The following is a 24,582-nucleotide window of genomic DNA, read 5'->3' as shown; positions in this document are numbered from 1 at the left end:
TGACGGGCACGGTCCAGCTGGCCGAGGGCACCGAGATGGTGATGCCCGGCGACAACGTCTCGTTCGGCGTCGAGCTGATCGCGCCGATCGCGATGGAAGAGAAGCTCCGCTTCGCCATCCGCGAAGGCGGCCGCACCGTCGGCGCCGGCGTGGTGTCGAAGATCCTCGAGTAAGCCACGCGCTAGCGTTGTTTTCGGAACGCCCCGGCCTTTGGTCGGGGCGTTTTGCTTTGCGGAGGCAGGGTGCGCGCTAATTTGACGGATCGACCCAGAAATCCGGATGCGCATGCCTGACCATATCCACTTCGCCTACGCTCTCGGCGGTGACACCCACGGCCAGCCCCTGACCGAAGACGCCGCCATCTCGGCCGCGCTGCACGACGATGCGCCCGCCTGGCTGCACCTGCAGGCCGACCACCCCGAGACCGATCCCTGGATCGACCGGCACCTGGAATGGCTTGACCCGTCCATCCGCGACGCGCTGACAGAGCCGCAGACGCGGCCGCGGGCGGTCAGGATCGGGCAGGGTCTGCTGGTGAACCTGCGCGGCATCAACTTCAACGAGGGCAAAGACCCCGAGGACATGATCTCGATCCGGCTCTACATCGATTCCAAGCGGATGGTCTCGATGTCGCGCTTCCGGCTGCGGTCGGTCGAGACGCTGGCGCAGGCTATCTCCGACGGGAACGGACCGAACAGCGCCGGGGCGCTGCTGGCCGACCTGATCGAGCGGCTGACCGACCATGTCGAGGCGCAGGTGCAAAGCCTGGAAGAGCGCGCGGACAAGCTGGAGGAAGTCTCGATCGCCCATCCCGGTGGGGCGCATCGCGAGGAAGTCTCGGACCAGCGGCTCGAACTGACCGAACTGCGCCGCTACATGGGACCCCAGCGAGAGGCGGTGCGGGGCGTCGCGCGTTCAGATGTGGACTGGCTGAGCGAGGCCGACATCCGCAAGGTCGAGGAACAGCTCGACCAGATCACGCGGGTCGGCGAGACGTTGGAGGCCACGCGCGAGCAGCTACAGGCCATCCGCGACGAGATCGAGGGGACGCGGGCAGAGCGGCTGAACAAGAACCTCTACGTGCTCAGCGTGATCTCGGCGGTGTTCCTGCCCCTCACGTTCCTGTCGGGCCTCATGGGCATCAACATCGCGGGCATGCCCGGTGTGAATTGGGAGCCCGCCTTCTGGGTGTTCACCGGCGGTCTTGGCGTGGTGACGGTCGTCGCCCTCTTGGTCCTGCGCTGGTTCCGGATCTTCTGAAGGCACGAACGCAAATCGCCCCGCCGGACAGGGCGGGGCGACGATAGCGCGTCAGTCGGTCAGGCTCAGGCGGCCTTCGGGTTGACGCTGGTCGTAGCGATCTTGTTCATGTGCTCGTCGCCCTGGCGGGTCTCGTCGAGGCACTCCTTCAGAAGGCTCGCGTCGCCGTCGAAGCCGAGGCGGTTGGCATAGGCCGCGACGCAGCCGTAGCCGGCGATCGCGTAGTGCACCATGCGCTGGTACTGGCTGATGATCATCGCGTCGCGCGCATCGTCCGAGCCGAATTCCTCGTCCAGCGCGTGGGCGTGGGCTTCGGTGACGAGGCCCTCCATGCCCTTGCAGTGCTCGCCCTCGGGATTGATCCCGTGGTCCGAGCAGATCCGCTCGAGCTTGCCCATGCCGTCGGAGATGCCCTTGGCACCTGCGGCGAGCGCCTTGCCGAGCTCTTCGTCCTTGGCGGCCTGACCCAGCTTGGTCGTCGCGTCGAGGGATTGCTTGCAGGCGCTGTAGATGTCCTGGATCTGGTCCAGATACACGTCCTTGAGGTCGTTCAGAGCCATTTTGATGCTCCTCCGTTGGCTATTCGTCATTCAGTCGGCGAACGCCAAGAGGCTTGCGTTGTTCCGTGCCGATCCGGCCTTGACCCCGGGCGCGCCGTGCAATACGCGGAAAGCCGGCCTAGGGGTTTAGCTCAGTTGGTAGAGCAGCGGTCTCCAAAACCGCAGGTCGTGGGTTCGAGTCCCTCAGCCCCTGCCAGATTTCCTTGATCGACGGGACGGTCAGCCATCTTGGCATCCGTCGTCCTTCAGGGGATCGTGGCCCCAGTTCATCAGCGAATAGCGCCAGGTGGAATGTTCCACGTCGTCCTTCGGGCCGCCCTGGGCGCAGTGGCGTTTGACGTAGCCGGTGACCTTGTTCATCCAGTCCCACTGGTCGTCGCTGAGGTCGTCCTTCCTGGTGTCCTTGATCTTCAGGATGCGGCGGCCGGAATAGTGGCCCGTGCTTTCCGCGTCGCCCTCGGCATCGCCTACCGATTGCGATTCCTCGGTGTCGAGCCAGCGTTCCAGCTCTTTCGGTGTCATGTTCACCAGCTCGCGCCACTCGTCCCAGATCTGACCGCGGGATTTGCTCATGGGTCGGTCTCCTTGCTCGGGTGTTCACGGGGGAAACCGGCGAGGGGGCGCCCGGTTCAGGGGCGAGCGGTTTCGCCGCGGGCCGGGCAGCCCGCGGCGCGCGCGTGGATCAGTGCTCGGCCCATTCCCACGGGCGGGTGAACGAGCCCAGGACACGGGCGACGGCCGCCTCGTCGGTGCCAGCGACCTTCGAGACCTGCGCCACGAGGCCGCGCTTCTTGTCCTCGATCACTGCGACCACCTGGGCGTCGAGGCCGGCATCGCGTAGCGCGTCGTTGTAGACCCGCGTGATGGCCATGCGGCGCAGGTCGGGCTTGAACACCTTGCCCACGGCTGTCTTGGGCAGCTCGTCCATCAGCTCGATCCGCTTGGGCCAGGCCGCGCGCTCGTTGATGCGGGACTTGGCGAACGCGATCAGGTCCTCCTCGGTGGCCGTGGCGCCCTGGCAGAGCTCCACATAGGCGCAGGGCAGCTCGCCCGCATGGGCGTCGGGCTGACCGATGGCGCCGGCCATGGCGACCTCTTCATGGGCGGCCAGGGCTTCCTCGATCTCGGCGGGGTCGATGTTGTGCCCGCCGCGGATGATGAGGTCCTTGGCGCGTCCCGTGATCCAGATGTATCCGTCCGGATCGATGCGGCCCAGGTCGCCGGTGCGCAGGTAGTCGCCGTGGTAGAGGTCGCGGTTCTTCGCCTCTTCGGAATAGGTGTTGCCCACGAAGACGCCGGGGCTCGAGACGCAGATCTCGCCCACCACGTCCGTCGGACATTCCTTGCCGCCATCCTCGGTGTCATGGAAAATCTTGACGTCGGTGTAGGGGAAGGGCAGGCCGACCGACCCGATCTTCTTGGTCCCGGCGGGCGGGTTGATCGCCACGAGGCAGGTCGCCTCGGTCAGGCCGTAGCCCTCGCAGATGGTGACGCCGGCGGCGGTCTCGAACCGCTTGTAGAGCTCGACCGGAAGCGGCGACGAGCCGCAGAAGGCGATCCGCAGCGACGAGATGTCGGCATCGACCTTGCGCTGCATCAGGGCCGAGACGGCCGTGGGCACGGTGATCATGAAGGTGATCCCGTAGCGCTCGCACAGCTTCCAGAAATTGTCGAACACGCCCTCGCCGCGATAGCCGGCCGGTGTCGGAAAGACGACATGCGCGCCCGAGGCGATGGACGAGCCCATGACCACCACAGCGGCGAACACGTGGAACAGCGGCAGCGGGCAGATCAGGTTGTCCTCTTCGGTGAAGAGAAGTTCGGATCCCAGCCAGCCGTTGTAGATGATGCCGGAATAGGTGTGCTGCGCGACCTTGGGCATGCCGGTCGTGCCGCCGGTATGGAAATTCGTGCAGATGCGGTCCACGGCCGGGTCGTTGAATTGCAGCGCCTTCGGCTGCGCCGCGATGGCCTTGTTGAAGTTCTGCACGCGGGCCTTGTGGGTGACCTTCACCTTGGGCCGGATCAGCGACACGATCAGCTTCTTGGCACCGGTGAGGTAGCGATGCAGATCGACCTCGAGGACGTGCTCGACATTCGGCGCGTGGGCGACGGCCTCGGCGGCCTTTTGCGCCACGTCAGTCTTGGGGAAGGCGCGCAGGGTCACCAGCACCTTGGCATTGGTCTCGCGCAGGATGGCGGCGATCTGGCCAGCCTCGAGCAGCGGGTTGATCGGGTTGACGACGCCCGCCACCATGCCGCCCAGATAGGTGACGATGCACTCGTTGCAGTTGGGCAGAAGGTAGGCGACCCGATCCTCGGGGCCGACGCCCAGCTCGCGGAAGAGGTTGGCGGCCTGCGCGACCTGGTCCTTCAGTTCGGTCCAGGTCAGCGTCTCGGCCTTGTCCTTGGGTCCCGAGAACAGCTGGTAGGTCACCGCGGGACGGTGCGGGAAGCGACCGGCGGTGCGTTCGATCTGCTGCCAGACCGTCACGGGGATGTCGCGGTCCTTCCAAGGGCCGACGGCCTCGATCTGGTCCCGGTCTTCGGGCGTGGCGTATCCCATCGGTCTCCTCCCTTTGGTTCGCGGATGTTGTGCCGCAGACCCCGTACAGGGGAAAGTCTGACGCTGCGGCGTCGTGCGCAAGCCTTATCCGGTGCAGGGAGCCCCGCCTGTCACTCCGCGGCGAGGCCGGCCGTGAACTGGAGCCGCGCGAGACGGGCATAGAGTCCGCCTTGGGCGACCAGTTCGTCATGGGTGCCCTGCGCCACGATGCGGCCACCCTCGAACACCAGGATGCGGTCGGCCTTCTTCACCGTGGCGAGGCGGTGCGCGACGACGACCGTGGTGCGGCCATGCGCAAGCCGGTCGACCGCCTGCTGCACCAGCATCTCGGATTCCGCGTCGAGCGCCGATGTCGCCTCGTCCAGCAGCAGCACCGGCGCGTCGCGCAGGATCGCGCGGGCAATGGCGACACGCTGTTTCTGCCCGCCCGACAGCATGACGCCGCGCTCGCCCACATAGGTGTCGTAGCCCTTGGGCAGGGCGGTCAGGAAGTCGTGGGCGGCGGCGGCGCGGGCGGCGTCCTCGACCTCGCCATCGGTGGCGTCGGGGCGGCCGAAGCGGATGTTCTCGCGCGCCGAGGCGGCAAAGATCACCGGGTCCTGCGGGACCAGCGCGATGTGGCGGCGGAAGTCGCTGCGCGAGGCCTCGCGCAGGTCGCGCCCGTCGATGCGGATGGTGCCGGACTGCGGATCGTAGAACCGCAGGAGAAGCTGGATCACCGTGCTTTTCCCCGCGCCCGATGGGCCGACGAGGGCCACCGTCTCGCCCGGGGCCACCTCGAAGGACACGTCTTCCAGCGCCGCGCTTTCGGTGCGCGCGGGGTAGGCGAAGCGTACCTTGTCGAAGGTGATGGCCCCCGTCGGCGCGGGCATCGGGGCGGCATCGCGCGGGTCGGCCACCGTGTCGGTCGAGGTCAGCAGTTCGACCAGCCGCTCGGTCGCGCCGGCTGCGCGCTGCAACTCGCCCCAGATCTCGGACAGGGCGCCGACCGAGCCGGCCACCATCACGGCGTAGATCACGAACTGCACCAGCTCGCCCACGCTCATGTTCTCGGCCCGGACGTCGCGCGCGCCGATCCACAACACGCCGACGACGCCGACGAAGACCAGCAGGATCACCAGCACCGTCATCACCGCCCGCACCCCGATCCGGCGGCGGGCGGCGTCGAAGCTCTGCTCGGTGACGCGACCGAAGGCGGCCTGGCTGAGCGCCTCGTGGGTGAAGGCCTGGACCGTCTGCACCGAGGACAGCGCTTCCGATGCGTTGCCGGACGACGCGGCGATCCAGTCCTGGTTCTCGCGGCTGAGCGTGCGCAGCCGCCGGCCCAGCACCACGATCGGCACGATGACGATCGGCACGAGCAGCAGCACCAGCATGGCGAGCTTGGGCGACGTGTAGATCAGCAGAACCAGTCCGCCGATCAGGATCAGCATGTTTCGCAGCGCGACCGACACCGACGAGCCGACGACCGACAGGATCAGCGTCGTGTCGGTGGTGATCCGGCTGAGAACCTCGCCGGTCATGATGTTCTCGTAGAAGGCCGGCGAGAGGCCGATCACCCGGTCGAACACGGCCTTGCGGATATCGGCCACGACGCGCTCGCCCAGGCGGGTCACGAGGTAGTAGCGAAGGCCCGTGCCGAACGCCATCAGCGCGGCGATGACGATGAAGACCAGGAAATACCTGTTCAGAAGCTCTTCCGCCGAGGTTTCGAACCCGTCCACCACACGGCGCACGGCGATCGGCAGGATCAGCGAGACGCAGGCGGTGAGGACCAGGGCCGCGAAGGCGCCGGCCACCATCAACCGGTAGCGGGCGAGAAACGGCCACAGTTCAGCCAGGGCACCGATGCGTTTCGATCTCGCGCGGTCTTCGGTCTTGCTCGGCGGTGGCACGGTCGCTCCTGCACTTTGCATCCGGGCGGTTTTCCCCGGCGCGGGCCCCCGATGCGTGCGTCAGGGACACGGAGGAAGCTGGAGCGGGCGGCGGGAATCGAACCCGCATCTCTTGCTTGGAAGGCAAGGGTCTTACCATTACACAACGCCCGCGCTGACAGTTCTCCTAACAAGCGCGGGGCGCGGGTGCAAGCGTCAGACCGGGTCGTGATGGATGATGACGTCGGCTTCCGGGTAGCGGGCGATGATGTCGCGCCGGATGTCCTCGCCGATCTCGTGCGCCGCGTCGAGGGTCAGGCTGCCGTCGATCTCGAGATGCAGGTTCACGAAGATCCGGGCGCCGGCGGTGCGGCTGCGCAGGTCGTGGTGCCCCTCGATCCCGGGATGGTCCGCGACGAGTTGGTCGATGGTCCGGGACAGATCGTCGGGTGCGGCCCGGTCCATCAGGGCATCCCACGCGCCCGACCCGATCTTCAGCGCACCGACCGCCAGGATTGCGGCGGCGATCAGCGCGACCACGGTGTCGATCAGCGTCACGTCGAACAGGCCCGAGGCGGCGAGGGCGAGGATCGCGCCCAGGTTGGGCACGAGGTCGCCGATATAGTGCAGCCGGTCGGCCGCCACGACGCGATTGCCGGTCTGCCGGCACACGCGCGTCTGGTAGGCGACGAGGCCCAGCGTCAGCACGATGGACAGCACCATGACGCCAATGCCCGCGCCCTCGGACCCGAGTTCCGAGGTCTCGCCGATCCGCGACAGGGCGGTGCCCGCGATGACCATGGCCGAGATGAGGATGAAGGCCGCCTGCATGAGCGCCATGAGGTCCTCGGCCGAGCTGTGCCCGAAGGTGTGATCGCTGTCAGGCGGGCGCTGCGCGTAGCGGATCGCCCAGAGTCCCCCCAGCGACACCAGCAGGTCGATGCCGGAATCCACCAGCGACGCGGCCACCGCCAGCGAACCCGTCACATAGACCGCCCAAAGCTTTGCCAGCACGAGCGTCACCGCCACGCCGACCGAGGCCGCCTGGACGCGAAGATTGGCTTGGTCGTCGATCGTGCGGGTCATGACGCCCTCTCTAGCGCGGGACGGACGGGGGCGGCACCCGTCGGCATCAAAATACCTTCGACAACTTGCGCGAAACGCTCCGGGGCGGCACTGATTTTCATGGGAGGACAGCCATGACATACGCGACGGTCTATGCGGCCTGGAAGGCCGACCCCGAGGGGTGGTGGATGGAGCAGGCGAAGGCGATCGACTGGGACGCCTTCCCTACCTCCGCCAGGTCCGACGACGGCACCACATGGTTTCCCGACGGGATGACCAACACGTGCCACAACGCGGTGGACCGCCATGTCGCTGCGGGCCATGGCGACCGGGTAGCCATCATCTACGACAGCCCCGTCACGGGAACGAAGGCGAAGATCACCTATGCCGAGCTGCAGGACCGCTGCGCGCGGCTGGCCGGGGCGCTGAAGGCGCGCGGGATCGAGTCGGGCGACCGGGTCGTGATCTACATGCCGATGGTGCCCGAGGCGCTGGTGGCGATGCTGGCCTGCACGCGGATCGGCGCAATCCACTCGGTCGTGTTCGGCGGCTTCGCGTCCGCCGAACTGGCCACCCGGATCGACGATGCACGCCCCAAGGCGGTGATCGCGGGTTCTTGCGGGGTCGAGCCGACGCGCGTCGTCCCCTACAAGCCGCTGCTGGACGGGGCCATCGGACGGGCCGCGCACAAGCCCGACTTCTGCGTGATCCTGCAACGGCCAGAGCTTCGCGCCGACCTCACCCCCGGTCGGGACGTGGACTGGCACGAGGCGCTGGCCGGTGCCGAGCCGGCCGATTGCGTATCCGTGCGCGGCGACCACCCGTGCTACATCCTCTATACCAGCGGCACGACCGGGCAGCCCAAGGGCGTGGTGCGCCCCACCGGCGGCCACCTCGTCGCGCTGTACTGGACGATGAAGAACATCTACAACGTCGATCCGGGAGAGGTCTTCTGGGCCGCCTCGGACGTGGGCTGGGTCGTCGGCCACAGCTACATTTGCTACGCGCCCCTGATCCACGGCAACACCACGATCGTGTTCGAGGGCAAGCCCGTCGGAACCCCCGACGCCTCGACCTTCTGGCGCGTCATCGCCGAGCATGACGTCAAATCCTTCTTCACCGCCCCCACCGCCTTCCGCGCCATCCGCAAGGAGGACCCCGAGGCCGCGCAGATGAAGGGCCACGACATCTTGGGCCTGCGGGCGCTGTACCTTGCGGGGGAACGCGCGGATCCCGACACGATCCTCTGGGCGCGGAGGGTCATGGGCAAGCCGGTCTACGACCACTGGTGGCAGACCGAAACCGGCTGGACCATCGCCGGCAATCCGGTCGGGATCGAGGCGCTGCCGGTCAAGATCGGCTCGCCCACCCTGCCGATGCCGGGCTACGAGGTGCACATCCTGGACGAGAACGGGGCCGAGATGCCCGAGGGCGAACTCGGCTCCATCGCGATCAGGCTGCCGCTGCCGCCGGGTACGCTGCCGACGCTCTGGGGCAATGACGAGAGGTATCGGAAGGCCTATCTCGACCGCTTTCCCGGCTACTACAACACCGGCGACGCGGGAATGATGGACGAGGACGGCTACCTCTGGATCATGGCGCGCACGGATGACGTCATCAACGTGGCGGGGCATCGGCTGTCCACGGGGCTGATGGAAGAGGTGCTGGCCACGCACCCTCTGGTCGCCGAATGCGCGGTGGTCGGGATCAGCGACCCGGTCAAGGGCCAGCTTCCAATGGGCTTCGTGACGCTGCAGAAGGGGGCCGAGACCACCGACGAGCAGATCCGGGCAGAGCTGGTCGCGCTGGTGCGGGAAAAGATCGGCCCGGTCGCGGCGTTCAAGCTGGCCACGGTGGTCGAGCGTCTGCCCAAGACCCGCTCGGGCAAGATCCTGCGCAAGACGATGGCCCAGATCGCCGATGGCGAGCACGTAAAGGCGCCCGCCACCATCGACGACCCCGCGATCCTGGACGAGATCGGCGCGCGGGTGCAGCTGCTGGGCTACCCGAAAAAAGGCACCTAGCCGGTTCTGGCGAGGGGCGAGATCACCTCTTGATATTGGCAGGCGACCCTGTGGCCATCCTCGGGTTCCAGCATCGGGGGGACGCGCTCGGCGCAGTCGGGCTGGGCCTTGGGGCAGCGGGTGCGGAAGACGCAGCCCGAGGGCGGGTTCACGGGCGAGGGCAGCTCCCCCTCGAGCACCGGGCGCTCGCGCAGCTTCTCGCGCGCGGGATCCGGGATCGGGACCGAGGCGATCAGCGCCTGGGTGTAGGGATGGCGCGGCGCGCGGACCAACTGGCGCGACTCGGCTTCCTCCATCTTGCGGCCCAGATACATGACGAGCGTGCGGTCCGAGACGTGCTTCACGATGCTGAGGTCATGGGCGATGAAGATCATCGACAGGCCCATCTCGCGGCTGAGCTCCTTCAGAAGGTTCACCACCTGCGCCTGCACCGACACGTCCAGCGCCGAAACGGGCTCGTCGCAGATCAGCAGGCGGGGCTTGAGGATCAGGGCGCGGGCGATGCCGATGCGCTGGCACTGGCCGCCCGAGAATTCGTGCGGGTAACGGTTCAGGAGGTTCGGCAGAAGGCCCACGCGCTCCATCATCTCGCCGGCGCGGCGGCGCACCTCCTTGGCGGGCACGTCGGGCTTGTGGGTGATCAGGGGCTCGGCGATGATCTGACCCACGTTCATGCGCGGGTTCAGCGCGGCGAGCGGATCCTGGAACACCATCTGCACCTCGCGCCGGTGCCTGCGCCGGTCGCGCGGGGACATCTTGCGCAGGTCTGTGTCGCTCCAGAGGATCTGGCCTCCGGTGGCCGGAACCGTCCCGATCAGGGCGCGGGCGAGGGTGGACTTGCCCGAGCCGGACTCGCCCACCACGCCAAGGGTCTGCCCCTCTTCGAGGTCGAAGCTCATGTCCCTGACCGCCTGCAGCTTCAGCGGCGGCGTCCACGGCCACGCGCCGCGGGGGCTGACGTCGAAGGTGACGTCGAGGTTGCGGACGCTCAGAAGGGTCATCGCGGCGCCTTTCCTGCCGTCTCGGGGCGGGCGGCATGTGTCGTCGGGGATACAGGGGTCATGGCGCGGGCACCTCTTCGACAGGGGCGTGGCAGGCGCGCAGGAGCCGGCCCGAGGGCTCCAGCGGCGGCATGACGGGCCAGCACACGTCGCGCACATGGGCGCAGCGGGGCGCGAAGGGGCAGCCGTCCGGGAGGCTGCTCATGTCGGGGGGCTCGCCCGGGATCGTCTCGAGCTCGTCCTGATCCACGTCGAGGCGAGGCACAGCCTTCATCAGGCCGACCGTGTAGGGGTGGGTCGGACGCTCGAACAGCGCGTCGGTCGGACCCGTCTCCATCACGCGGCCGCCATACATGACGAGCGTGCGTTCGCAGGTGTCGGCCACGATCCCGAGGTCGTGGGTGATTAGGATCATGGCAGAGTCGAACTCGGCCCGGATCTCGGCCAGCAGTGTCATGATCTGCGCCTGCACGGTCACGTCCAGCGCCGTCGTCGGCTCGTCCGCGATCAGGAGCTTGGGCCGGCAGAGCAGCGCCATGGCGATCATGATGCGTTGGCGCATGCCCCCCGAGAACTCGTGCGGATACTGGTTCAGACGCGCCTTCGCGTCGGGGATCCGCACCGCGTCGAGCATCTGCACAGCTTCGTCCCGGGCCTGCCGCTTGCCCATCCCCTTGTGCAGCTGCAGCACCTCGGTCATCTGCGGCCCGACCTTGAGGTAGGGGTTCAGCGAGGTCATCGGATCCTGGAAGATCATCGACATCGCGTCGCCACGGACCTTGTTCAGGTTCTTCTGGGACAGCCCGAGAATCTCCTGCCCGTCGAACTCGACCGATCCGGTGGCACGGCCATTGCGAGCCAGAAGGCCCATGGCGGCGAAGGCGGTCTGGGACTTGCCCGAGCCCGACTCGCCCACGATGGCGAGGGTCTCGCCCCGGTCGATATCGAAGCCGAGGCCGTTCACGGCATTCACGGTGCCGTCCGGCGTGTCGAACGAGACGCCCAGGTTTCTGACGGAAAGCAGCGGCATTCAGCGGTCCTTGGGGTCGAGAGCGTCGCGCAGGCCATCGCCAAGGAAGAACATGGCGAACAAAGTGACGACGAAGAAGGCGAGGGGGAAGCCCAGCATCCAGGGCGTGCCGTTGCGCAGGTTCGCCGCCCCCTGGTTGATCAGCGCGCCCCACGAGGTCGACGGCTCCTGCACGCCGAGGCCGAGGAACGAGATGAACGACTCGAAGATGATCATCTGCGGCACCAACAGGGTCGCGTAGACGATCACGACGCCCAGCAGGTTCGGGATGACGTGGCGGCGGATGATGGTGGGGGTCGAGACGCCGATGGCCTGCGCGGCCTCGACATACTCCGTGTTCTTGATCGACAGCGTCTGGCCCCGCGCGATCCGCGCCATGTCGAGCCACGAGATCAGCCCGATCCCGACGAAGAGCATCACGATGGAGCGCGAGAAGATCACCAGCAGCAGGATCAGCACGAACATGTAGGGGATCGACATCATCAGGTCGACGAAGCGCATCATCGCGTTGTCGGTCTTGCCGCCGACATAGCCCGCCACCGCGCCGTAAGCCGTGCCCACGACGACCGAGATCAGCGCGCCGACGATGCCGACCGCAAGGCTGATCCGGGTGCCCTGCACGACGCGGGCGTAGAGGTCGCGGCCGGTCTCGTCCACGCCGAAATAGTGGCGGTTCACGAGGCTGGGGCCGCCCTCCTGCGGGATCATCCCGAGAAGGTTCCAGTCGATCTCCTCGTTGCTCCAGGGGGTCAGAAGCTGACCGAGGCAGGCGAAGACCAGCACCAGCGCCAGGACGACCAGCGAGGCGACGGCTGCTTTGTTGCGCAGGAACCGGCGGCGGGCGTCGGCCCAGAGAGAGCGACCCTTGCCGTGCGGCAGGCCGGGCTCCATCTCGGTTTCCGATGTCATGATGTCGGACATGTCAGTACCGGATCTTGGGGTCGATCCACGCATAGGCGATGTCGACGAGAAGGTTGAAGGCGATGGTCAGCGCGCCGAACAGGATCGTGATGCCAAGGATCACCGAATAATCCCGCGACAGCGCCGAGTTGACGAAGAACTGCCCGATCCCCCCGGTCGAGAAGAACACGTCTATCACGACCGACCCGGTGATCATGCCCACGAAGGCGGGGCCGAGGTAGCTGACGACCGGCAGCAGTGCAGGCTTGAGCGCATGGCGCAGGATCACCCGGCGCATCGGCAGGCCCTTGGCGCGGGCGGTGCGGATGAAGTTGGCGTTCAGCACCTCCAGCATCGACGACCGCGTGATCCGGGCGATCGACGCCATGTACGACGTCGATAGCGCGATGACCGGCAGGATGATGTACTCGATCTGCCCGCCGCGCCAGCCACCGCCCGGCAGCCATCCCAGCCACAGCGTGAAGATCAACACGAGGATCGGCGCCATCACGAAGTTCGGCAGCACCTGCGCGCCCACGGTGAAGCCCACGGCCGCGTAATCGACGGATGAGTTGTGGCGGATCGCGGCGATGATGCCGAGGCTGACGCCGACTGCCACCGCGACGATGAAGGACCAGACCCCGTAGGTCAGCGTCACCGGGAAGCCCTGCGCGATGATGTCGTTCACCGACCGGTTCGAGAAGGCGAAGGACGGTCCGAAGTCGAACTGGGTGACGATGTTCCAGACATAGATCGCCATGCGCTCGACCAGGCTGCGGTCGAGACCGTATTTCGCCTCGAGGTTTGCCATCACCTCGGGCGGGATGCCGCGCTCGGTGGCGAAGGGGCTGCCCGGGGCGAACTCCATCAGGAGGAACGAAAAGACGATGAGCGCCAGAAGCGTCGGGATTGCCACTGCAAGGCGGCGCAGGATGAAGCTGGTCAAGGGGTGTCTCCGGGGCGGGGGCCGCCCAGACGTTCGTAAGGATCGGCGCGACCCAGGTTGCGGCCGCGCCGGGGTCGAAGGGGGCGCGGTGCGGCGCCCCCGGTCAGATCACTCTTCCGCGACGCGGTAGAAGTTCTTCACGTACCAGTTGTTCTCGACGTTGTTCATCGGGAAGCCCTTGATCGCCGGGTCAAGCAGGAACGCGTTGGCGTAGTGGTAGATCGGGATGACGGGCATCTCTTCCGACAGGATGGCTTCGGCCTGGGTGTAGATCCCCTCGCGATCCTCGGCCGTCGGCGCCTGGTCGAGAAGCGCGTCGTATTCCTCGTTCGAGAAGCTGCCCGAGTTCTGCGGAACGCCCGTCCTCAACACGCCGAGGAAGGTCGATGGCTCGTTGTAGTCGCCGCACCAGGCAGCGCGCGCGATGTCGAAATCCCCCTCGCGGCGCGTGTCGAGATAGGTGGACCATTCCTGGTTCTGCAGCGTCGTCTCGACCCCCAGCTTCTGGCTCCACATCTGGCTGATGACCGTGGCGATCTGGCGGTGCGACTCGTCGGTGTTGAAGAGCAGGTCGAAGTTCAGGTCGTCGTAGCCGGCCTCTTCGATCAGTTCCTTCGCACGCTGGTCACGCTCTTGCTGGGTCCAGTCGGCGTGCTCGATCTCGGGGGCGACGAAACCGTCGGTGGCGTCGGGCGTGAAGGTGAAGGCCGAACCCTGGCCGCCCTGCAGCAGGCGGTCGACGATCACGTCGCGGTCGATCGCCAGCGCCAGCGCCTGGCGCACGCGGGGGTCCTTCAGCGCCTCGGGACCGTTCTCGCCCTGGTTCAGGGTGTAGTAGTAGGTGCAGAGGCGCGGGGTGGAATGCGCGGCGTCGGGGTATTGCTCCTGGAGGCGCGGATAGCTGCCGGCGGGGACGGGCTCCAGCAGGTCGAACTCGCCAGCTTCCCAGCGGGTCAGGGCCTGGCTGGTGTCGTTGATGATGTAGCTCGAGACGTCCTCGATCACGACGTTGTCGGCGTCCCAGTATTCCGGGTTCTTCGAGGCGCTCCAGTATTCGTTGAGCTGCATCTCATCGAGCACGTAGGCGCCGTTCGAGACGATGTTCCCGGGGTTCGTCCAGGCATCGCCGTGCTCTTCGATCGTGGGCTGGTGGACTGGGGCCAGCGTGGTGTGCGCGGTCATCTGCGGGAACCAGGGCTTCGGGTCCACGAGCGAGACGCGCAGCGTGTGGTCGTCCACCGCCTCGACGCCCAGGGTGTCGGGCTCGGCCTCGCCGGCGATGATCTCGGCGGCGTTCTGGATGCCGGCCAGTTCCACGAACCACGCGTAGGTCGAGGCTGTCGCCGGATCGGCGGCGCGCTGCCACGCATAGACGAAGTCGCCCGCGGTGACGGGATCGCCGTTCGACCAGCGGGCATCGTCGCGCAGGGTGAAGGTGAACTCGGTGTTGTCCTCGTTGGCCTCGAAGCCGGTGGCGACACCGGGGACGAGCTGGCCGTTCTCGTCCTGGATCATCAGCCCTTCGAAGAGCTGCTGGATCACGTGGGCGCCGGGGACGCCTTCGACCAGCTGCGGGTCGATCGAGGCCGGCTGATCAAGCTCGCGGTAGGAAAAGCTCTGGTCCTCGGCCAGCTCGACGCCCTCGGGCACATCGGCGGCGGCAAGCGGACCGGCAGCCAGAAGTGCGGCGGTGCTGGTCACGGTCAGAAGGGTTCTTCGCATCATGACTTTCATCTCCCTGTTGGCCGGCGGCCTTTTACGCATTGCCACCGTGCAGACCTTCATCCTTCAACCTAGGGCTGCAACACGCAAGCGGGCAACCGACTTGGACGCGGCGTCGTTTCTCCGCGCGGGAACCGGCCGTTAGATCCGCGTCGCTGCGACGCGTTCGTGCGCAAGATCGTGGCTACGGCGCAGCCGCAGGTCGCTGCGCGCAGCGCTACCTCGTCGAGCCTGCCGCTTCGCTGCCCGTGGCAGAGCGGCTAGCGCGCCGCCTGGGCCACGCGCGCCGCTGCGTACATCGCGGCGGCGGCGACGATGATCGAGGGGCCGGCGGGACTGTCGATCACGAAGGACAGGCCGAGCCCGCCCAGGACCGAGGTCAGCCCTAGGACGGCCGTGAGGGCGACCATCCCCTCGGGGCTGCGCGCGAAGGGCCGGGCCGCCGCGGCGGGGATGATCAGCAGGGCCGAGATCAGCAGCGCCCCCACCATCTTCAGCGCAAGCGCCACCGTCAGGGCCAGCAGGCCCGTCAGCAGCGCCGTGTCGCGCGCCGGATCGATGCCGCCCGCGCGGGCCAGGTCGTCGCCCAGCGTCGCGGTCAGCAGCGCGTTCCACCGCGCCGCGATGATGGCGGCGACCGCCGCGCCTCCGGCCCAGATCAGCCAGACATCCATCTGCCGCACCGCGAGGATGTCGCCGAACAACAGCCCCTCGAGGTCGATCCGCGGCCCCGGAGCGAGCGCCACCCCCACGAGCCCGATGGCCAGCAGCGCGTGGCTGAGCACGCCCAGCACCGTGTCCGCGCTGGTCCCCTCGCGGGTCAGCGCGAACAGCAGCGCGCCGAAGACCACCGTGGTGGCAAGGACTCCGACGATGAGGGGCAGGGACAGGACGACGGCGATCGCGACGCCCAGGATCGCGGCGTGGCCGGTGGCGTCTCCGAAATAGGCCATGCGGCGCCAGACGACGAAGCACCCCAGCGGCGCCGTCGCAAGGATCAGCCCCGTTCCCGCGAGCGCCGCCCGCAGCAGAAAGTCATCCATTCGCAGTCTCGTGGTGGTGTGGGTGGGGATGCTCGTGCCGGTGGCCGCCATGCTCGTGCCGATAGAGCGCGAGCGCGCCGCCCGTGCCGTCGCCGAACAGGGCGCGGTAGGCGGGTGCCGATGCGACCACGGCAGGTGTGCCCTCGCAGCAGACATGGCCGTTCAGGCAGATCACCCGGTCCGATGCGGCCATGACGACGTGCAGGTCGTGGCTGACCAGCAGGACGGCGCAGCCGCGGCTGTCGCGCAAGGTTTCGATCCTGCGGTAGAAGGCCGCGGCGCCGGGCTGGTCGAGCCCGGCCGTCGGTTCGTCGAGGATCAGGAGTTCGGGGTCGCCGATCAGGGCCCGGGCCAGCAGCGCACGTTGCAACTGACCGCCCGACAGCGCGGCGAGGGGGCGGTCGGCGACGTCCGGCAGGCCGGCATCCTCCAGCGCCGTGTGGATCGCGTCCCACGGATGCCGGTTCGGCAGGCGCAGAAAGCGCCCCACGGTCATCGGCAGGGTCGGGTCGATGGAGAGCCGCTGCGGCACGTAGCCGACGCGAAGGCCCGGACGCCGGGTCACACGGCCGCTGTCGGGCGGCACGGCCCCCAGCAGGGTGCGCACCAGCGTCGTCTTGCCGGACCCGTTCGGGCCGACCAGCGTGACGATCTCGCCCGCATCGACGGACAGGGACACGGCGTCGAGCACCGCCTCGCCGTTCCGCCTGAGGGTGACGTCCTCGAGCGCGGCAAGGCTCATGCTGCGCAACCGGGGCAGATGCCCAGGGCTTCGACCACCGTGCGCTCGATGCGAAAGCCCTGTGCGGCGGCCTCGTCACCCAGCCGGCGCGGGGCCACGTCGGTGGCTTCGGCCACCCGGTCGCAGACCCGGCAGATCAGGAAGGCGGGGCGATGGGCCGCACCGGGGCAGGCGCAGGCGACATAGGCGTTCAGCTTCTCCAGCCGATGGGCGAATCCATTCGAGGTCAGGAAGTCGAGCGCGCGGTAGACGGCGGGCGGCTGGCGCTTCTGTCCCTCGGGTGTGACGAGTTCGAGGATGTCGTAGGCCCCCATGGCCTTGGGTGCCCCCAGAAGCACGTCGAGCACGCGGCGGCGCATCGGCGTGAATTGCAGCCCTTGGGCGGCGCAGGCGGATTCGGCCTGCGACAGCGCCGTGGCGCGGCAGGCGGCGTGATCGTGCGGATCGAAGGAAGAGCATGTCATGAGGGGCTTGATATAGTATAACACTCGGGCTAGCAAGTACGCCATGATCAGATTTGCCCTCCTCCCCGCTATCGTGGCCACCCCGCTGTGGGCCGAGCCGTCCGTCATCGCCGACCTTCCCCTGACCGCAGGCCTTTCGGCCGCCGTCCTGGGGGCGCCGGTCCCGTCCTTGCTGGAGGCGGGCGACGACCCGCATACCGCCTCGCTGCGGCCGAGCCAGGCGCGCGCGCTGTCCTCGGTGGACCTCGTCGTGCGGCTTGGGGACGGCCTGACCCCGTGGCTCGACGGGCCGACCGGGAACCTCTCGGCCCGCGTCCTGCTGCTCGAGGCCGAGGACGGCGCGCATTCGGCCGAGGATCACGATCACCACGAGGCCGAGGATGAGCACCGCCACGAAGGCGACGAGGAGGCGCACGCGCATGATCATGGCATGCACGCCTGGCTCGATCCCGAAACGGCCGCGCGCTGGCTCGACGTCATTGCCGAGTCGCTGATCGAACTGGAGCCGGCCGCAACCGAGACCTACCACGCCAACGCCGCCGAGGCTGCCGCGACGATCCGCCAGGCGGCCGCCGGTGCGCGGGCGCGGCTCGACGCGACCCCGCCGGGTGCGATTCTCGTGGTGCATGATGCCTGGGGGCCCGCCGCCGAGGCGTTCGACCTTCAGATCGCGGGGGCGATCTCGCAAAGCGACGCGACGCGTCCCGGCGTGAAGCACCTGCGCGAGATCGAGGCGCGGATCGAAGAGGGCGACATCGCGTGCCTGCTGGCCGCGCCGGGCGACGACCGCTCGCAGGCGCAGCGGCTGAGCGAGACGCATGACCTGCCGATCGTCACCCTGCCGCTGACTGGGCTCGACGGGGCCGAGGGGCTGGGTGCCTACCTGGCACTCATCGCCGGGATCGGGGACCTGTCCGAAACCTGCGCGTCGCGTTGATCAGTTGTCGCGCGAGAGCGCGTCGCGCAGGCCCGCGAAGGGCTTGGTGTCTTCGTCCCTGATCGGCTCGGCCCCCGTGGGCCGGGCCTCGGCCTCGACCTCGTCCACCCCTTCGGCGCGGGGAAAGGCCGGGATGGCAAGCGACAGCTCTTCGGCGATCACAGCCATCAGGTCGAGTACGGCGGGCAGGGGTTCGTCGTCGGTGTCCTCCGAGACTTCGTGCTCGGCCACCTCCGGCGCGGACCAGTCGGCCATGAAATGACGCAAGATCTCTTCGTCGATCCGGGTCGTCACCGGCTCGAGCGTCACGCCGCAGGGCTGCACGACCGTCGCCCCGAGCGTCGCCTCGAGCCGCCAGTCGCGTCGGCCCGTGGGCACCAACTGCCCCGCGAATCGCAACTTGCGCAGCGCGGAAAGGTCGAACTCGGCGGCCAGCGCGGCACGGGTGGCCTCGTCGGGGCGCAGGTCGAACTCGCGGGGCTCGCGCGGGCCGGTGCCGGTCAGGCGGATCCTGGTGTCGTCGCTCTCGGGCGGCATGGCCCCTCCATTCTTGATCGTTCCATCCTCATTGATGTAGGCAGCGACAGGGCAAAGGGACAAGGGACCACACATGAGCAATCATCTACGTCTGCTGGTGGCGGGCCTTCTTGCCCTGACGCTGGCGGCCTGCTCCGCCGTCTATGAAACGCACGGCTACGTGCCCCCCGACGACGAGCTCGCCCCGCTGCAGGTCGGCGTCGCGACGCGCGACGAGGTTGCCGCGGCCGTGGGCCGACCGACCTCGACCGGCGTGCTTGGTGCGGATTCGTGGTATTACGTGCAAAGCCGGTTCCGCCACTACGGGGCGCTCGCCCCGGAAGAGGTGGATCGCGAGGTCCTTGCGATCTCGTTCGCCGAGAATGGCGCGCTTTCGAATATCGAACGCTACGGGCTTGAGGATGGCCGGGTGGTGCGACTGTCGCGCCGCACCACGACGCAAAGCACCGAGGGCATCAGCTTCCTGCGCCAGCTCTTCCGTAACGTGGGCGCCTTCAACCCGGCCGATTTCTTCGACGACGGTTGAGGTCTAGCCCTTGGGTTCGAACTCGAGGGCGACCCCGTTGATGCAGTAGCGCAGGCCGGTGGGCTGGGGTCCGTCTGGAAAGACGTGCCCCAGATGCGCCTCGCACCGGGCGCAGTGCACTTCGGTCCGCTTCATGAAGAGCTTGCGGTCCTCGGAGGTCTCGACATTCCCGGGATCGGCCGGCTCGTAGAACGACGGCCAGCCGGTGCCGCTGTCGAACTTGTGATCCTGGTCGAACACCGGCAGGCCGCAGCAGACGCAGTTGTAGGTGCCGGGGCCCGCGGGGAAGTCCTCGTGGGTGCCGGCGCGTTCGGTGCCATGCTTGCGGGTCACCTTGTAGGCGAGATCGGAAAGCGCTTCGCGCCATTCGGTGTCGGATTTCTGCACTTTTTCCATGCTGTCCTCGGTTTTGTGTCACGGATACGTCGCGTCGTGTCCGCTATTGCGTTTGCAGGCCTATTTAAGGTCCAGTGAGGGCGTTGAAAGGGTGGGGTCGGTGTCATGACCATACTGGCAAAGGGCCGTTACCGGGTCTTCGAGGCGCAGAGTTCGGTCGAAATCGCGCGGTGCCTGGCACTTCGGGCGACGGTTTTTCCCGCCGACCGCGCGGCGGGGGACGAGTACGATGCCCGCTGCCGCCACGTCATGATCGAGGACATCCGCACCGGCACGGCGGTCTGCACCTTCCGCCTCATGCCGCTGGCCAACGGGGCCGAGATCGGCGCGTCCTACTCGGCGCGCTACTACGAGCTGGGCAAGCTCGGCGCGTTCGACGGCAAGATGGTCGAGCTGGGGCGCTTCTGCATCCATCCCGACCACCGTGACCCCGACATCCTGCGGCTGGCCTGGGGTGCGCTGACGCGGATCGTGGATGACGAGGGGGTCGAGATGCTGTTCGGCTGCGCCTCGTTCCAGGGGACCGACGCCAAGACCCATGCCGATGCCTTCGCCTTCCTGCACCAGCGCCACGTTGCGCCGCCGCGCTGGCTGCCCCGCGTGAAGGCGCCGCGCGTGGTGGCGCTGGCGCGCGCGCTGACCCGGCCGCTGGACCCGCGGCGCGCGATGGCGGCGATGCCGCCGCTGCTGCGCACCTACCTCACCATGGGCGGCTGGGTGTCGGATCATGCGGTGGTGGATGACGAGATGGGGACGATGCACGTCTTCACCGGCGTCGAGATCGGAGCCATTCCGCCCGCACGGCAACGTCTACTGCGGGCCGTGGCGGGCTGACTACTCCTTCTCGGAGGTGAAGGTCAGCGGGTGATCCTCGGCCGCGGCCATCTCGTGGGCGCGGAGGATCTTCTCCTCGGCGATCTCGCGGGTGAAGACGGCGACGACCGCGGCTCCGAGCTGGTGAGCGGCCAGCATGACGCCCAGGGCCTCGCCTTCGCCCATCCGGAACACCGCCTTCAGCACCGTCACCACGAAGTCGCGCGGCGTGAAATCGTCGTTCAGCAGGATCACCTTGTAGAGCGGCGGGCGGGCCGTCTTCGGCCGGGCCTCGGTCCGGGGTGTCGTCGGGGCGTGGGGCATGAGCGTTACGTAGATCGTTCGCGCGGGCCGGCATCGGCGTCTTGATAAGGCACGCGGCGCCCTCTACCTCGCGCGGATGGCACGCACACCGCTTTTACAACTCTCCGACATTTCCCTCACCTTCGGCGGCGATCCGATCTTCTCGGATCTCGACCTCGTCGTGCAACCGGGCGACCGGGTGGCGCTGGTCGGCCGGAACGGATCGGGCAAATCCACCCTGATGAAGGTCATGGCCGGATTGGTCGAGCCCGACCGCGGCGGCTGCGTCCTCTCGCCCGGGACCACGGTCGGCTACATGGAGCAGGAACCCTCGATGGAGGGTTTCGCGACGCTTGGCGATTTCGCGACCTCGGCCCTCGACCCATCCGAGGCCTACAAGGTCGAGATGGTCGCCGACGACCTGACCTTCGACCCCGCCACGGACCCCGCGAAGGCTTCGGGCGGCGAGCGGCGGCGCGCAGCGCTGGCCAAGCTGCTGGCGGAGGCGCCCGAGCTGATGCTTCTGGACGAGCCGACGAACCACCTCGACATTCGGGCGATCGCCTGGCTCGAGCAGCAGCTGACGAGCACGCGGTCGGGCTTCGTGCTGATCTCGCACGACCGGGCGTTCCTGCGGAACCTGACCCGCGCCACGCTGTGGATCGACCGCGGCCAGGTGCGCCGGCTGGAGCAGGGCTTCGAGAGCTTCGAGGACTGGCGCGACAAGGTCTGGGAGGACGAGGACCAGCAACGCCACAAGCTCGACCGCAAGATCAAGGCCGAGGCGAAATGGGCGGTCGAGGGCATCTCGGCCCGGCGCAAGCGCAACCAGGGCCGCGTGCGTGAGCTTGGGAAGCTGCGCGAGACACGGTCGAACATGATCCGCCGGCAGGGGACCGCCGCGCTCGATCTCGAAAGCGGGTCGCAATCGGGCAAGAAGGTGATCGAAGCGGACGCGATCACCAAGAGCTATGGCGACCGGACGATCCTGCAGCCGTTCTCGATCAAGATCGCGCGGGGCGACCGGGTGGCCTTCGTCGGCCCGAACGGCGTGGGCAAGACGACCGTGCTGAAGATGCTGACTGGCGAGCTCGAGCCCGACAGCGGCAAGGTCCGCCAGGGCACCAACCTGGAACTCGCGGTGTTCGACCAGTCCCGCGCGGCGCTTGATCCGGACATGACGCTGTGGGACAGCCTGACGGGCTCGCCCGACATGCGCGTTTCGGGGCAGGCGGACCAGATCATGGTCCGCGGCACGCCGCGGCACGTGGTCGGCTACCTCAAGGACTTCCTCTTTTCGGAAGCGCAGGCCCGCGCGCCGGTGCGGTCCCTGTCGGGGGGCGAAAAGGCGCGGCTGCTTCTGGCGCGATTGATGGCGAAACCGTCCAACCTCCTGGTGCTGGACGAACCGACCAACGACCTGGATATCGAAACGCTCGACCTGCTGCAGGACCTGCTGGCCGATTACGACGGGACGGTCCTTCTGGTCAGCCACGACCGGGATTTCCTCGACCGGGTGGCGACGCAGACCGTGGCATTCGAAGGCGGCGGCCACGTCACCGCCTATGCCGGCGGCTGGTCGGACTACCAGGCGCAGAAGCCCGCCGAGTCCGACATCATGCAGGAGAAGCCGCGGCAGTCCGTTCCGAAATCCGCGAATGACGGTCCGACCAGGGAATCGCAGGGCCTGACCTTCACCGAAACGCACCGCCTGAAAGAACTGCCCACCGAAATCGCGCGCATCGAGTCGGAGATTTCGAAGCTCGAGTCGCTGTTGGCGGATCCAGAATTATTCGCCCGCGAGCCTGTCAAGTTCGCCAAAGCGACCGACGCTTTGGCCGATCGTCAGGATCGGCTGAGTTCAGCCGAAGAAGAGTGGCTGATTCTGGAAGAGAAGTCAGGGGGTTGACGAGAAGCTCGCAATTCTGCGGCAGCTTTCGGCGGTAACTTGCCGAATTGAGTGTAGTCAAGGTGCAACACGCCGCCGAACGAAATTTTCGTGATTGGAACATCCCCCCCGATTTGGCGTCTATGGCCACAGATGTCCGGGACACATTCCACGGGATTTCCCGCGGCGACATCGTGCTAATAAGGAGCAGAACATGAAACTCGTAACTCTTACCGCTGCTGGCGCCCTCTTTGCCGGTGCCGCCTATGCCGGTGGCATCGCCCCCGCGCCGGTCGAGCCCGTCCCGATGGCCCCCGCGCCCATCGTCATGCCGTCGCAGGACTGGACCGGCGGCTATGCAGGTGCGTCCCTTGGTTGGGGTGGCGTGAACCTCGACGGTGACGACGATGCGCTGGACGCCATCCTCGACGACGACGATGATACCGACGATGATGACGATGGCATCTTCGACGTCGATGGCGACGGTGTCGTCGGCGGTGCCTTCGCCGGTTACCAGTACGACTTCGGCCAGTTCGTGCTCGGCGCCGAACTCGACCTGAACGCTGCGAACCTCGACTTCGACGACGATGACTTCAGCGATTTCCTCGATGATTCCGACGAGGACGAAGAAGGCGTGTCCATCGACCAGATCCACCGTCTGAAGATGCGCGCGGGCTACGACGCCGGCAACACGCTCATCTACGGTGTGGCCGGTGCGGCCTACGCCGAGGCCGACGCGTTCGGTGAAACGCTGAGCGACACGGGCTACGTTGTCGGTGCCGGCGTCGACTACAAGGTGACCGACAACGTCGTGGTCGGCGGCGAAGTGCTGTACCACAAGTTCGACGATTTCGACGACACGGGCGTCGACGCCGACGTTACCACCGTTCAGGCCCGCGTGGCCTACCAGTTCTGATCCACCCGGATCGAGCGACAGAAGGGGTCGGGCCTGTGCCCGGCCCCTTTTTCATGTGCACCGCCCGGGTTGAAGTTCAGCCCCTCGAGCCGTGCGATACGGACCGCGAAGGCCGCATCAGGGGCTGGACGCAAGGAAATTCGTCGCCCATTTGCAACACTCCGCTTGGGTGTTCTTTCGTGATTGGAACATACTCTTCCGATTGGTGTCTATGCTCACAGATGTCCGGGACAGATTCCATGGTACCCCCGTGGCGACATCCAGTTTTCAGTAGGAGCAGACAATGAAATTCGTGACCCTTACCGCTGCCGGTGCCCTGTTCGCCGGTGCTGCCTACGCCGGTGGCATCGCCCCCGCCCCGGTCGAGCCCGTTCCGATGGCCCCCGCGCCCCTCGTCATGCCCGTGCAGGACTGGACCGGCGGCTACGTCGGTGCGTCGCTGGGCTACGCTCGCGGCGATGCCGACCTCGGCGGCCTGAGCATCGACGCCGACGGTGACGGCGATTTCGGCGACGACGATGATGACGATCTCGTTGCCGCATTCTCCGACGTCTTCGGCGATATTGACGCCGACGGTGCTATCGGCGGTGTTTTCGCCGGTTACCAGCACGACTTCGGTAACTTCGTGCTTGGCGCGGAACTCGACCTGAACGCTACGGGCATCAGCGGCGATGATCAGATCATCACCGGCCCGGACACCGACGGCGACGGTCTTGACGAAGAGTACAACATCGAAGGCCTCGACATCGATCAGGTTCACCGCCTGAAGCTGCGCGCCGGTTACGACTTGGGCAACACGCTGGTCTACGGTACGGTTGGTGCGGCTTACGCCAAGGCCGAGTTCAACGAAGAGGAATTCGAAGGCGTCGGTGGCGTCATCGGTGCCGGTGTGGACTACAAGGTTACGGACAACGTGGTTGTCGGTGCCGAAGTCCTGTACCACCGCTTCGACGATTTCGACGACACCGGCCTCGAAGCCGATGCGACCTCGATCGCGGGCCGCGTGGCCTACCAGTTCTGATCCATCCGGATCGAACGACAGAAGGGGTCGGGCCTGTGCCCGGCCCCT

Annotated in this window: 25 protein-coding genes and 2 tRNA genes; 10 read left to right on the top strand and 17 right to left on the bottom strand. The window is 67.4% G+C overall.

Going from position 1 to position 24,582, the window contains the following annotated elements:
* Together PAM7066_RS15600 and PAM7066_RS15595 are read left to right on the top strand one after the other, a co-directional pair.
* Window positions 1–173, top strand: a 173-nt coding sequence (locus PAM7066_RS15600; RefSeq protein ID WP_503121354.1) for an EF-Tu C-terminal domain-related protein, incomplete at its 5' end; no start/stop codon positions are given.
* A gap of 112 nt (window positions 174–285) precedes the next feature.
* On the top strand, window positions 286–1,260 hold the full coding sequence (locus tag PAM7066_RS15595; protein ID WP_175484693.1) for a zinc transporter ZntB: 975 nt from the start codon (window positions 286–288) through the stop codon (window positions 1,258–1,260).
* A gap of 65 nt (window positions 1,261–1,325) precedes the next feature.
* On the opposite strand, the gene PAM7066_RS15590 is transcribed toward PAM7066_RS15595, so the two are convergent.
* On the bottom strand, window positions 1,326–1,820 hold the full coding sequence (locus tag PAM7066_RS15590; protein WP_085855149.1) for a ferritin-like domain-containing protein: 495 nt from the start codon (window positions 1,818–1,820) through the stop codon (window positions 1,326–1,328).
* A 120-nt stretch (window positions 1,821–1,940) separates the two neighbouring features.
* On the opposite strand from PAM7066_RS15590, the gene PAM7066_RS15585 reads away from it, so the two are divergent.
* Window positions 1,941–2,016 (top strand) — tRNA-Trp (locus PAM7066_RS15585).
* Window positions 2,017–2,039: 23 nt separating this feature from the next.
* Here PAM7066_RS15585 and PAM7066_RS15580 read toward each other — a convergent pair.
* The 5 genes from PAM7066_RS15580 to PAM7066_RS15560 all read right to left on the bottom strand — a co-directional run bounded on the left by PAM7066_RS15580 (window position 2,040) and on the right by PAM7066_RS15560 (window position 7,346).
* The gene (locus PAM7066_RS15580; RefSeq protein ID WP_085855148.1) at window positions 2,040–2,393 is read right to left on the bottom strand and encodes a DUF3140 domain-containing protein; all 354 of its coding nucleotides are present in this window, start codon (window positions 2,391–2,393) and stop codon (window positions 2,040–2,042) included.
* A gap of 109 nt (window positions 2,394–2,502) precedes the next feature.
* The gene (locus PAM7066_RS15575) at window positions 2,503–4,386 is read right to left on the bottom strand and encodes an acyl-CoA synthetase (RefSeq protein ID WP_085855147.1); all 1,884 of its coding nucleotides are present in this window, start codon (window positions 4,384–4,386) and stop codon (window positions 2,503–2,505) included.
* A gap of 110 nt (window positions 4,387–4,496) precedes the next feature.
* Window positions 4,497–6,281, bottom strand: a complete 1,785-nt coding sequence (locus PAM7066_RS15570) for an ABC transporter transmembrane domain-containing protein (RefSeq protein ID WP_370738100.1) — start codon at window positions 6,279–6,281, stop codon at window positions 4,497–4,499.
* A 79-nt stretch (window positions 6,282–6,360) separates the two neighbouring features.
* A tRNA-Gly gene (locus tag PAM7066_RS15565) sits at window positions 6,361–6,434 on the bottom strand.
* Between the two features lie 42 nt (window positions 6,435–6,476).
* Entirely contained in the window at window positions 6,477–7,346 is an 870-nt protein-coding gene (locus tag PAM7066_RS15560; protein WP_085855145.1) for a cation diffusion facilitator family transporter, read from the bottom strand.
* Between the two features lie 113 nt (window positions 7,347–7,459).
* Between PAM7066_RS15560 and PAM7066_RS15555 the strand changes: the two genes are divergently transcribed.
* Window positions 7,460–9,349: a propionyl-CoA synthetase gene (locus PAM7066_RS15555; protein WP_085855144.1), complete on the top strand. Its 1,890-nt coding sequence runs from the start codon at window positions 7,460–7,462 to the stop codon at window positions 9,347–9,349.
* Here the strand turns inward: PAM7066_RS15555 and PAM7066_RS15550 are convergent.
* The 8 genes from PAM7066_RS15550 to PAM7066_RS15515 all read right to left on the bottom strand — a co-directional run bounded on the left by PAM7066_RS15550 (window position 9,346) and on the right by PAM7066_RS15515 (window position 17,197).
* Complete coding sequence (locus PAM7066_RS15550) at window positions 9,346–10,350, bottom strand: oligopeptide/dipeptide ABC transporter ATP-binding protein (protein WP_085855143.1); 1,005 nt, start codon at window positions 10,348–10,350, stop codon at window positions 9,346–9,348. The two genes, PAM7066_RS15555 and PAM7066_RS15550, sit on opposite strands and share 4 nt — an antisense overlap.
* Window positions 10,351–10,408: 58 nt before the next feature.
* Window positions 10,409–11,380 (bottom strand): oligopeptide/dipeptide ABC transporter ATP-binding protein, encoded by a 972-nt coding sequence (locus PAM7066_RS15545; RefSeq protein ID WP_085855142.1) that lies wholly within the window; start codon window positions 11,378–11,380, stop codon window positions 10,409–10,411.
* Window positions 11,381–12,289 (bottom strand): ABC transporter permease subunit, encoded by a 909-nt coding sequence (locus tag PAM7066_RS15540; protein ID WP_245749718.1) that lies wholly within the window; start codon window positions 12,287–12,289, stop codon window positions 11,381–11,383. It lies immediately after the preceding gene.
* A 13-nt stretch (window positions 12,290–12,302) separates the two neighbouring features.
* Window positions 12,303–13,226 carry an oligopeptide ABC transporter permease OppB gene (gene oppB / locus PAM7066_RS15535; protein ID WP_085855140.1) on the bottom strand — a complete coding sequence of 308 codons (924 nt, stop codon included), beginning with the start codon at window positions 13,224–13,226 and terminating at the stop codon, window positions 12,303–12,305.
* Between the two features lie 108 nt (window positions 13,227–13,334).
* A complete protein-coding gene (locus PAM7066_RS15530; RefSeq protein ID WP_085855156.1) occupies window positions 13,335–14,951 on the bottom strand; it encodes a peptide ABC transporter substrate-binding protein in 1,617 nt (538 codons plus the stop codon).
* A gap of 257 nt (window positions 14,952–15,208) precedes the next feature.
* Window positions 15,209–15,991 (bottom strand): metal ABC transporter permease, encoded by a 783-nt coding sequence (locus tag PAM7066_RS15525; RefSeq protein ID WP_085855139.1) that lies wholly within the window; start codon window positions 15,989–15,991, stop codon window positions 15,209–15,211.
* The gene (locus PAM7066_RS15520) at window positions 15,984–16,733 is read right to left on the bottom strand and encodes a metal ABC transporter ATP-binding protein (protein WP_085855138.1); all 750 of its coding nucleotides are present in this window, start codon (window positions 16,731–16,733) and stop codon (window positions 15,984–15,986) included. Before PAM7066_RS15520 ends, PAM7066_RS15525 begins: the two co-directional genes overlap by 8 nt.
* Window positions 16,730–17,197, bottom strand: coding sequence for a Fur family transcriptional regulator (locus PAM7066_RS15515; RefSeq protein WP_085855137.1), 468 nt, complete (start codon window positions 17,195–17,197; stop codon window positions 16,730–16,732). The genes PAM7066_RS15520 and PAM7066_RS15515 overlap by 4 nt, the downstream gene beginning before the upstream one ends.
* Before the next feature lie 73 nt (window positions 17,198–17,270).
* Here PAM7066_RS15515 and PAM7066_RS15510 point away from each other — a divergent pair, with 73 nt between their 5' ends.
* The gene (locus PAM7066_RS15510; RefSeq protein WP_175484692.1) at window positions 17,271–18,134 is read left to right on the top strand and encodes a metal ABC transporter solute-binding protein, Zn/Mn family; all 864 of its coding nucleotides are present in this window, start codon (window positions 17,271–17,273) and stop codon (window positions 18,132–18,134) included.
* Here PAM7066_RS15510 and PAM7066_RS15505 read toward each other — a convergent pair whose 3' ends face one another.
* The gene (locus PAM7066_RS15505) at window positions 18,135–18,671 is read right to left on the bottom strand and encodes a YceD family protein (RefSeq protein WP_085855135.1); all 537 of its coding nucleotides are present in this window, start codon (window positions 18,669–18,671) and stop codon (window positions 18,135–18,137) included.
* A 73-nt stretch (window positions 18,672–18,744) separates the two neighbouring features.
* Between PAM7066_RS15505 and PAM7066_RS15500 the strand changes: the two genes are divergently transcribed.
* A complete protein-coding gene (locus PAM7066_RS15500; protein ID WP_085855134.1) occupies window positions 18,745–19,197 on the top strand; it encodes an outer membrane protein assembly factor BamE in 453 nt (150 codons plus the stop codon).
* Between the two features lie 3 nt (window positions 19,198–19,200).
* Here PAM7066_RS15500 and msrB read toward each other — a convergent pair whose 3' ends face one another.
* Window positions 19,201–19,593 (bottom strand): peptide-methionine (R)-S-oxide reductase MsrB, encoded by a 393-nt coding sequence (gene msrB / locus PAM7066_RS15495; RefSeq protein ID WP_085855133.1) that lies wholly within the window; start codon window positions 19,591–19,593, stop codon window positions 19,201–19,203.
* Between the two features lie 105 nt (window positions 19,594–19,698).
* Here msrB and PAM7066_RS15490 point away from each other — a divergent pair, with 105 nt between their 5' ends.
* Window positions 19,699–20,427 carry a GNAT family N-acetyltransferase gene (locus tag PAM7066_RS15490; RefSeq protein ID WP_085855132.1) on the top strand — a complete coding sequence of 243 codons (729 nt, stop codon included), beginning with the start codon at window positions 19,699–19,701 and terminating at the stop codon, window positions 20,425–20,427.
* Here PAM7066_RS15490 and PAM7066_RS15485 read toward each other — a convergent pair whose 3' ends face one another.
* Window positions 20,428–20,730, bottom strand: coding sequence for an ATP-dependent Clp protease adaptor ClpS (locus tag PAM7066_RS15485; protein ID WP_085855131.1), 303 nt, complete (start codon window positions 20,728–20,730; stop codon window positions 20,428–20,430). It lies immediately after the preceding gene.
* Window positions 20,731–20,806: 76 nt separating this feature from the next.
* Between PAM7066_RS15485 and PAM7066_RS15480 the strand changes: the two genes are divergently transcribed.
* The 3 genes from PAM7066_RS15480 to PAM7066_RS15470 all read left to right on the top strand — a co-directional run bounded on the left by PAM7066_RS15480 (window position 20,807) and on the right by PAM7066_RS15470 (window position 24,534).
* Window positions 20,807–22,618, top strand: coding sequence for an ABC-F family ATP-binding cassette domain-containing protein (locus tag PAM7066_RS15480; RefSeq protein ID WP_085855130.1), 1,812 nt, complete (start codon window positions 20,807–20,809; stop codon window positions 22,616–22,618).
* 193 nt (window positions 22,619–22,811) lie between these two features.
* Window positions 22,812–23,513 carry an outer membrane protein gene (locus PAM7066_RS15475; protein WP_085855129.1) on the top strand — a complete coding sequence of 234 codons (702 nt, stop codon included), beginning with the start codon at window positions 22,812–22,814 and terminating at the stop codon, window positions 23,511–23,513.
* Between the two features lie 283 nt (window positions 23,514–23,796).
* Window positions 23,797–24,534, top strand: a complete 738-nt coding sequence (locus PAM7066_RS15470; RefSeq protein WP_085855128.1) for an outer membrane protein — start codon at window positions 23,797–23,799, stop codon at window positions 24,532–24,534.
* The last annotated feature ends 48 nt before the right edge of the window (window positions 24,535–24,582 follow it).

The sequence above is a fragment of the Palleronia marisminoris genome (assembly GCF_900172315.1).
Classification (GTDB): Bacteria; Pseudomonadota; Alphaproteobacteria; order Rhodobacterales; family Rhodobacteraceae; genus Palleronia; species Palleronia marisminoris.
This window is presented reverse-complemented; position numbering and strand designations above follow the sequence as displayed.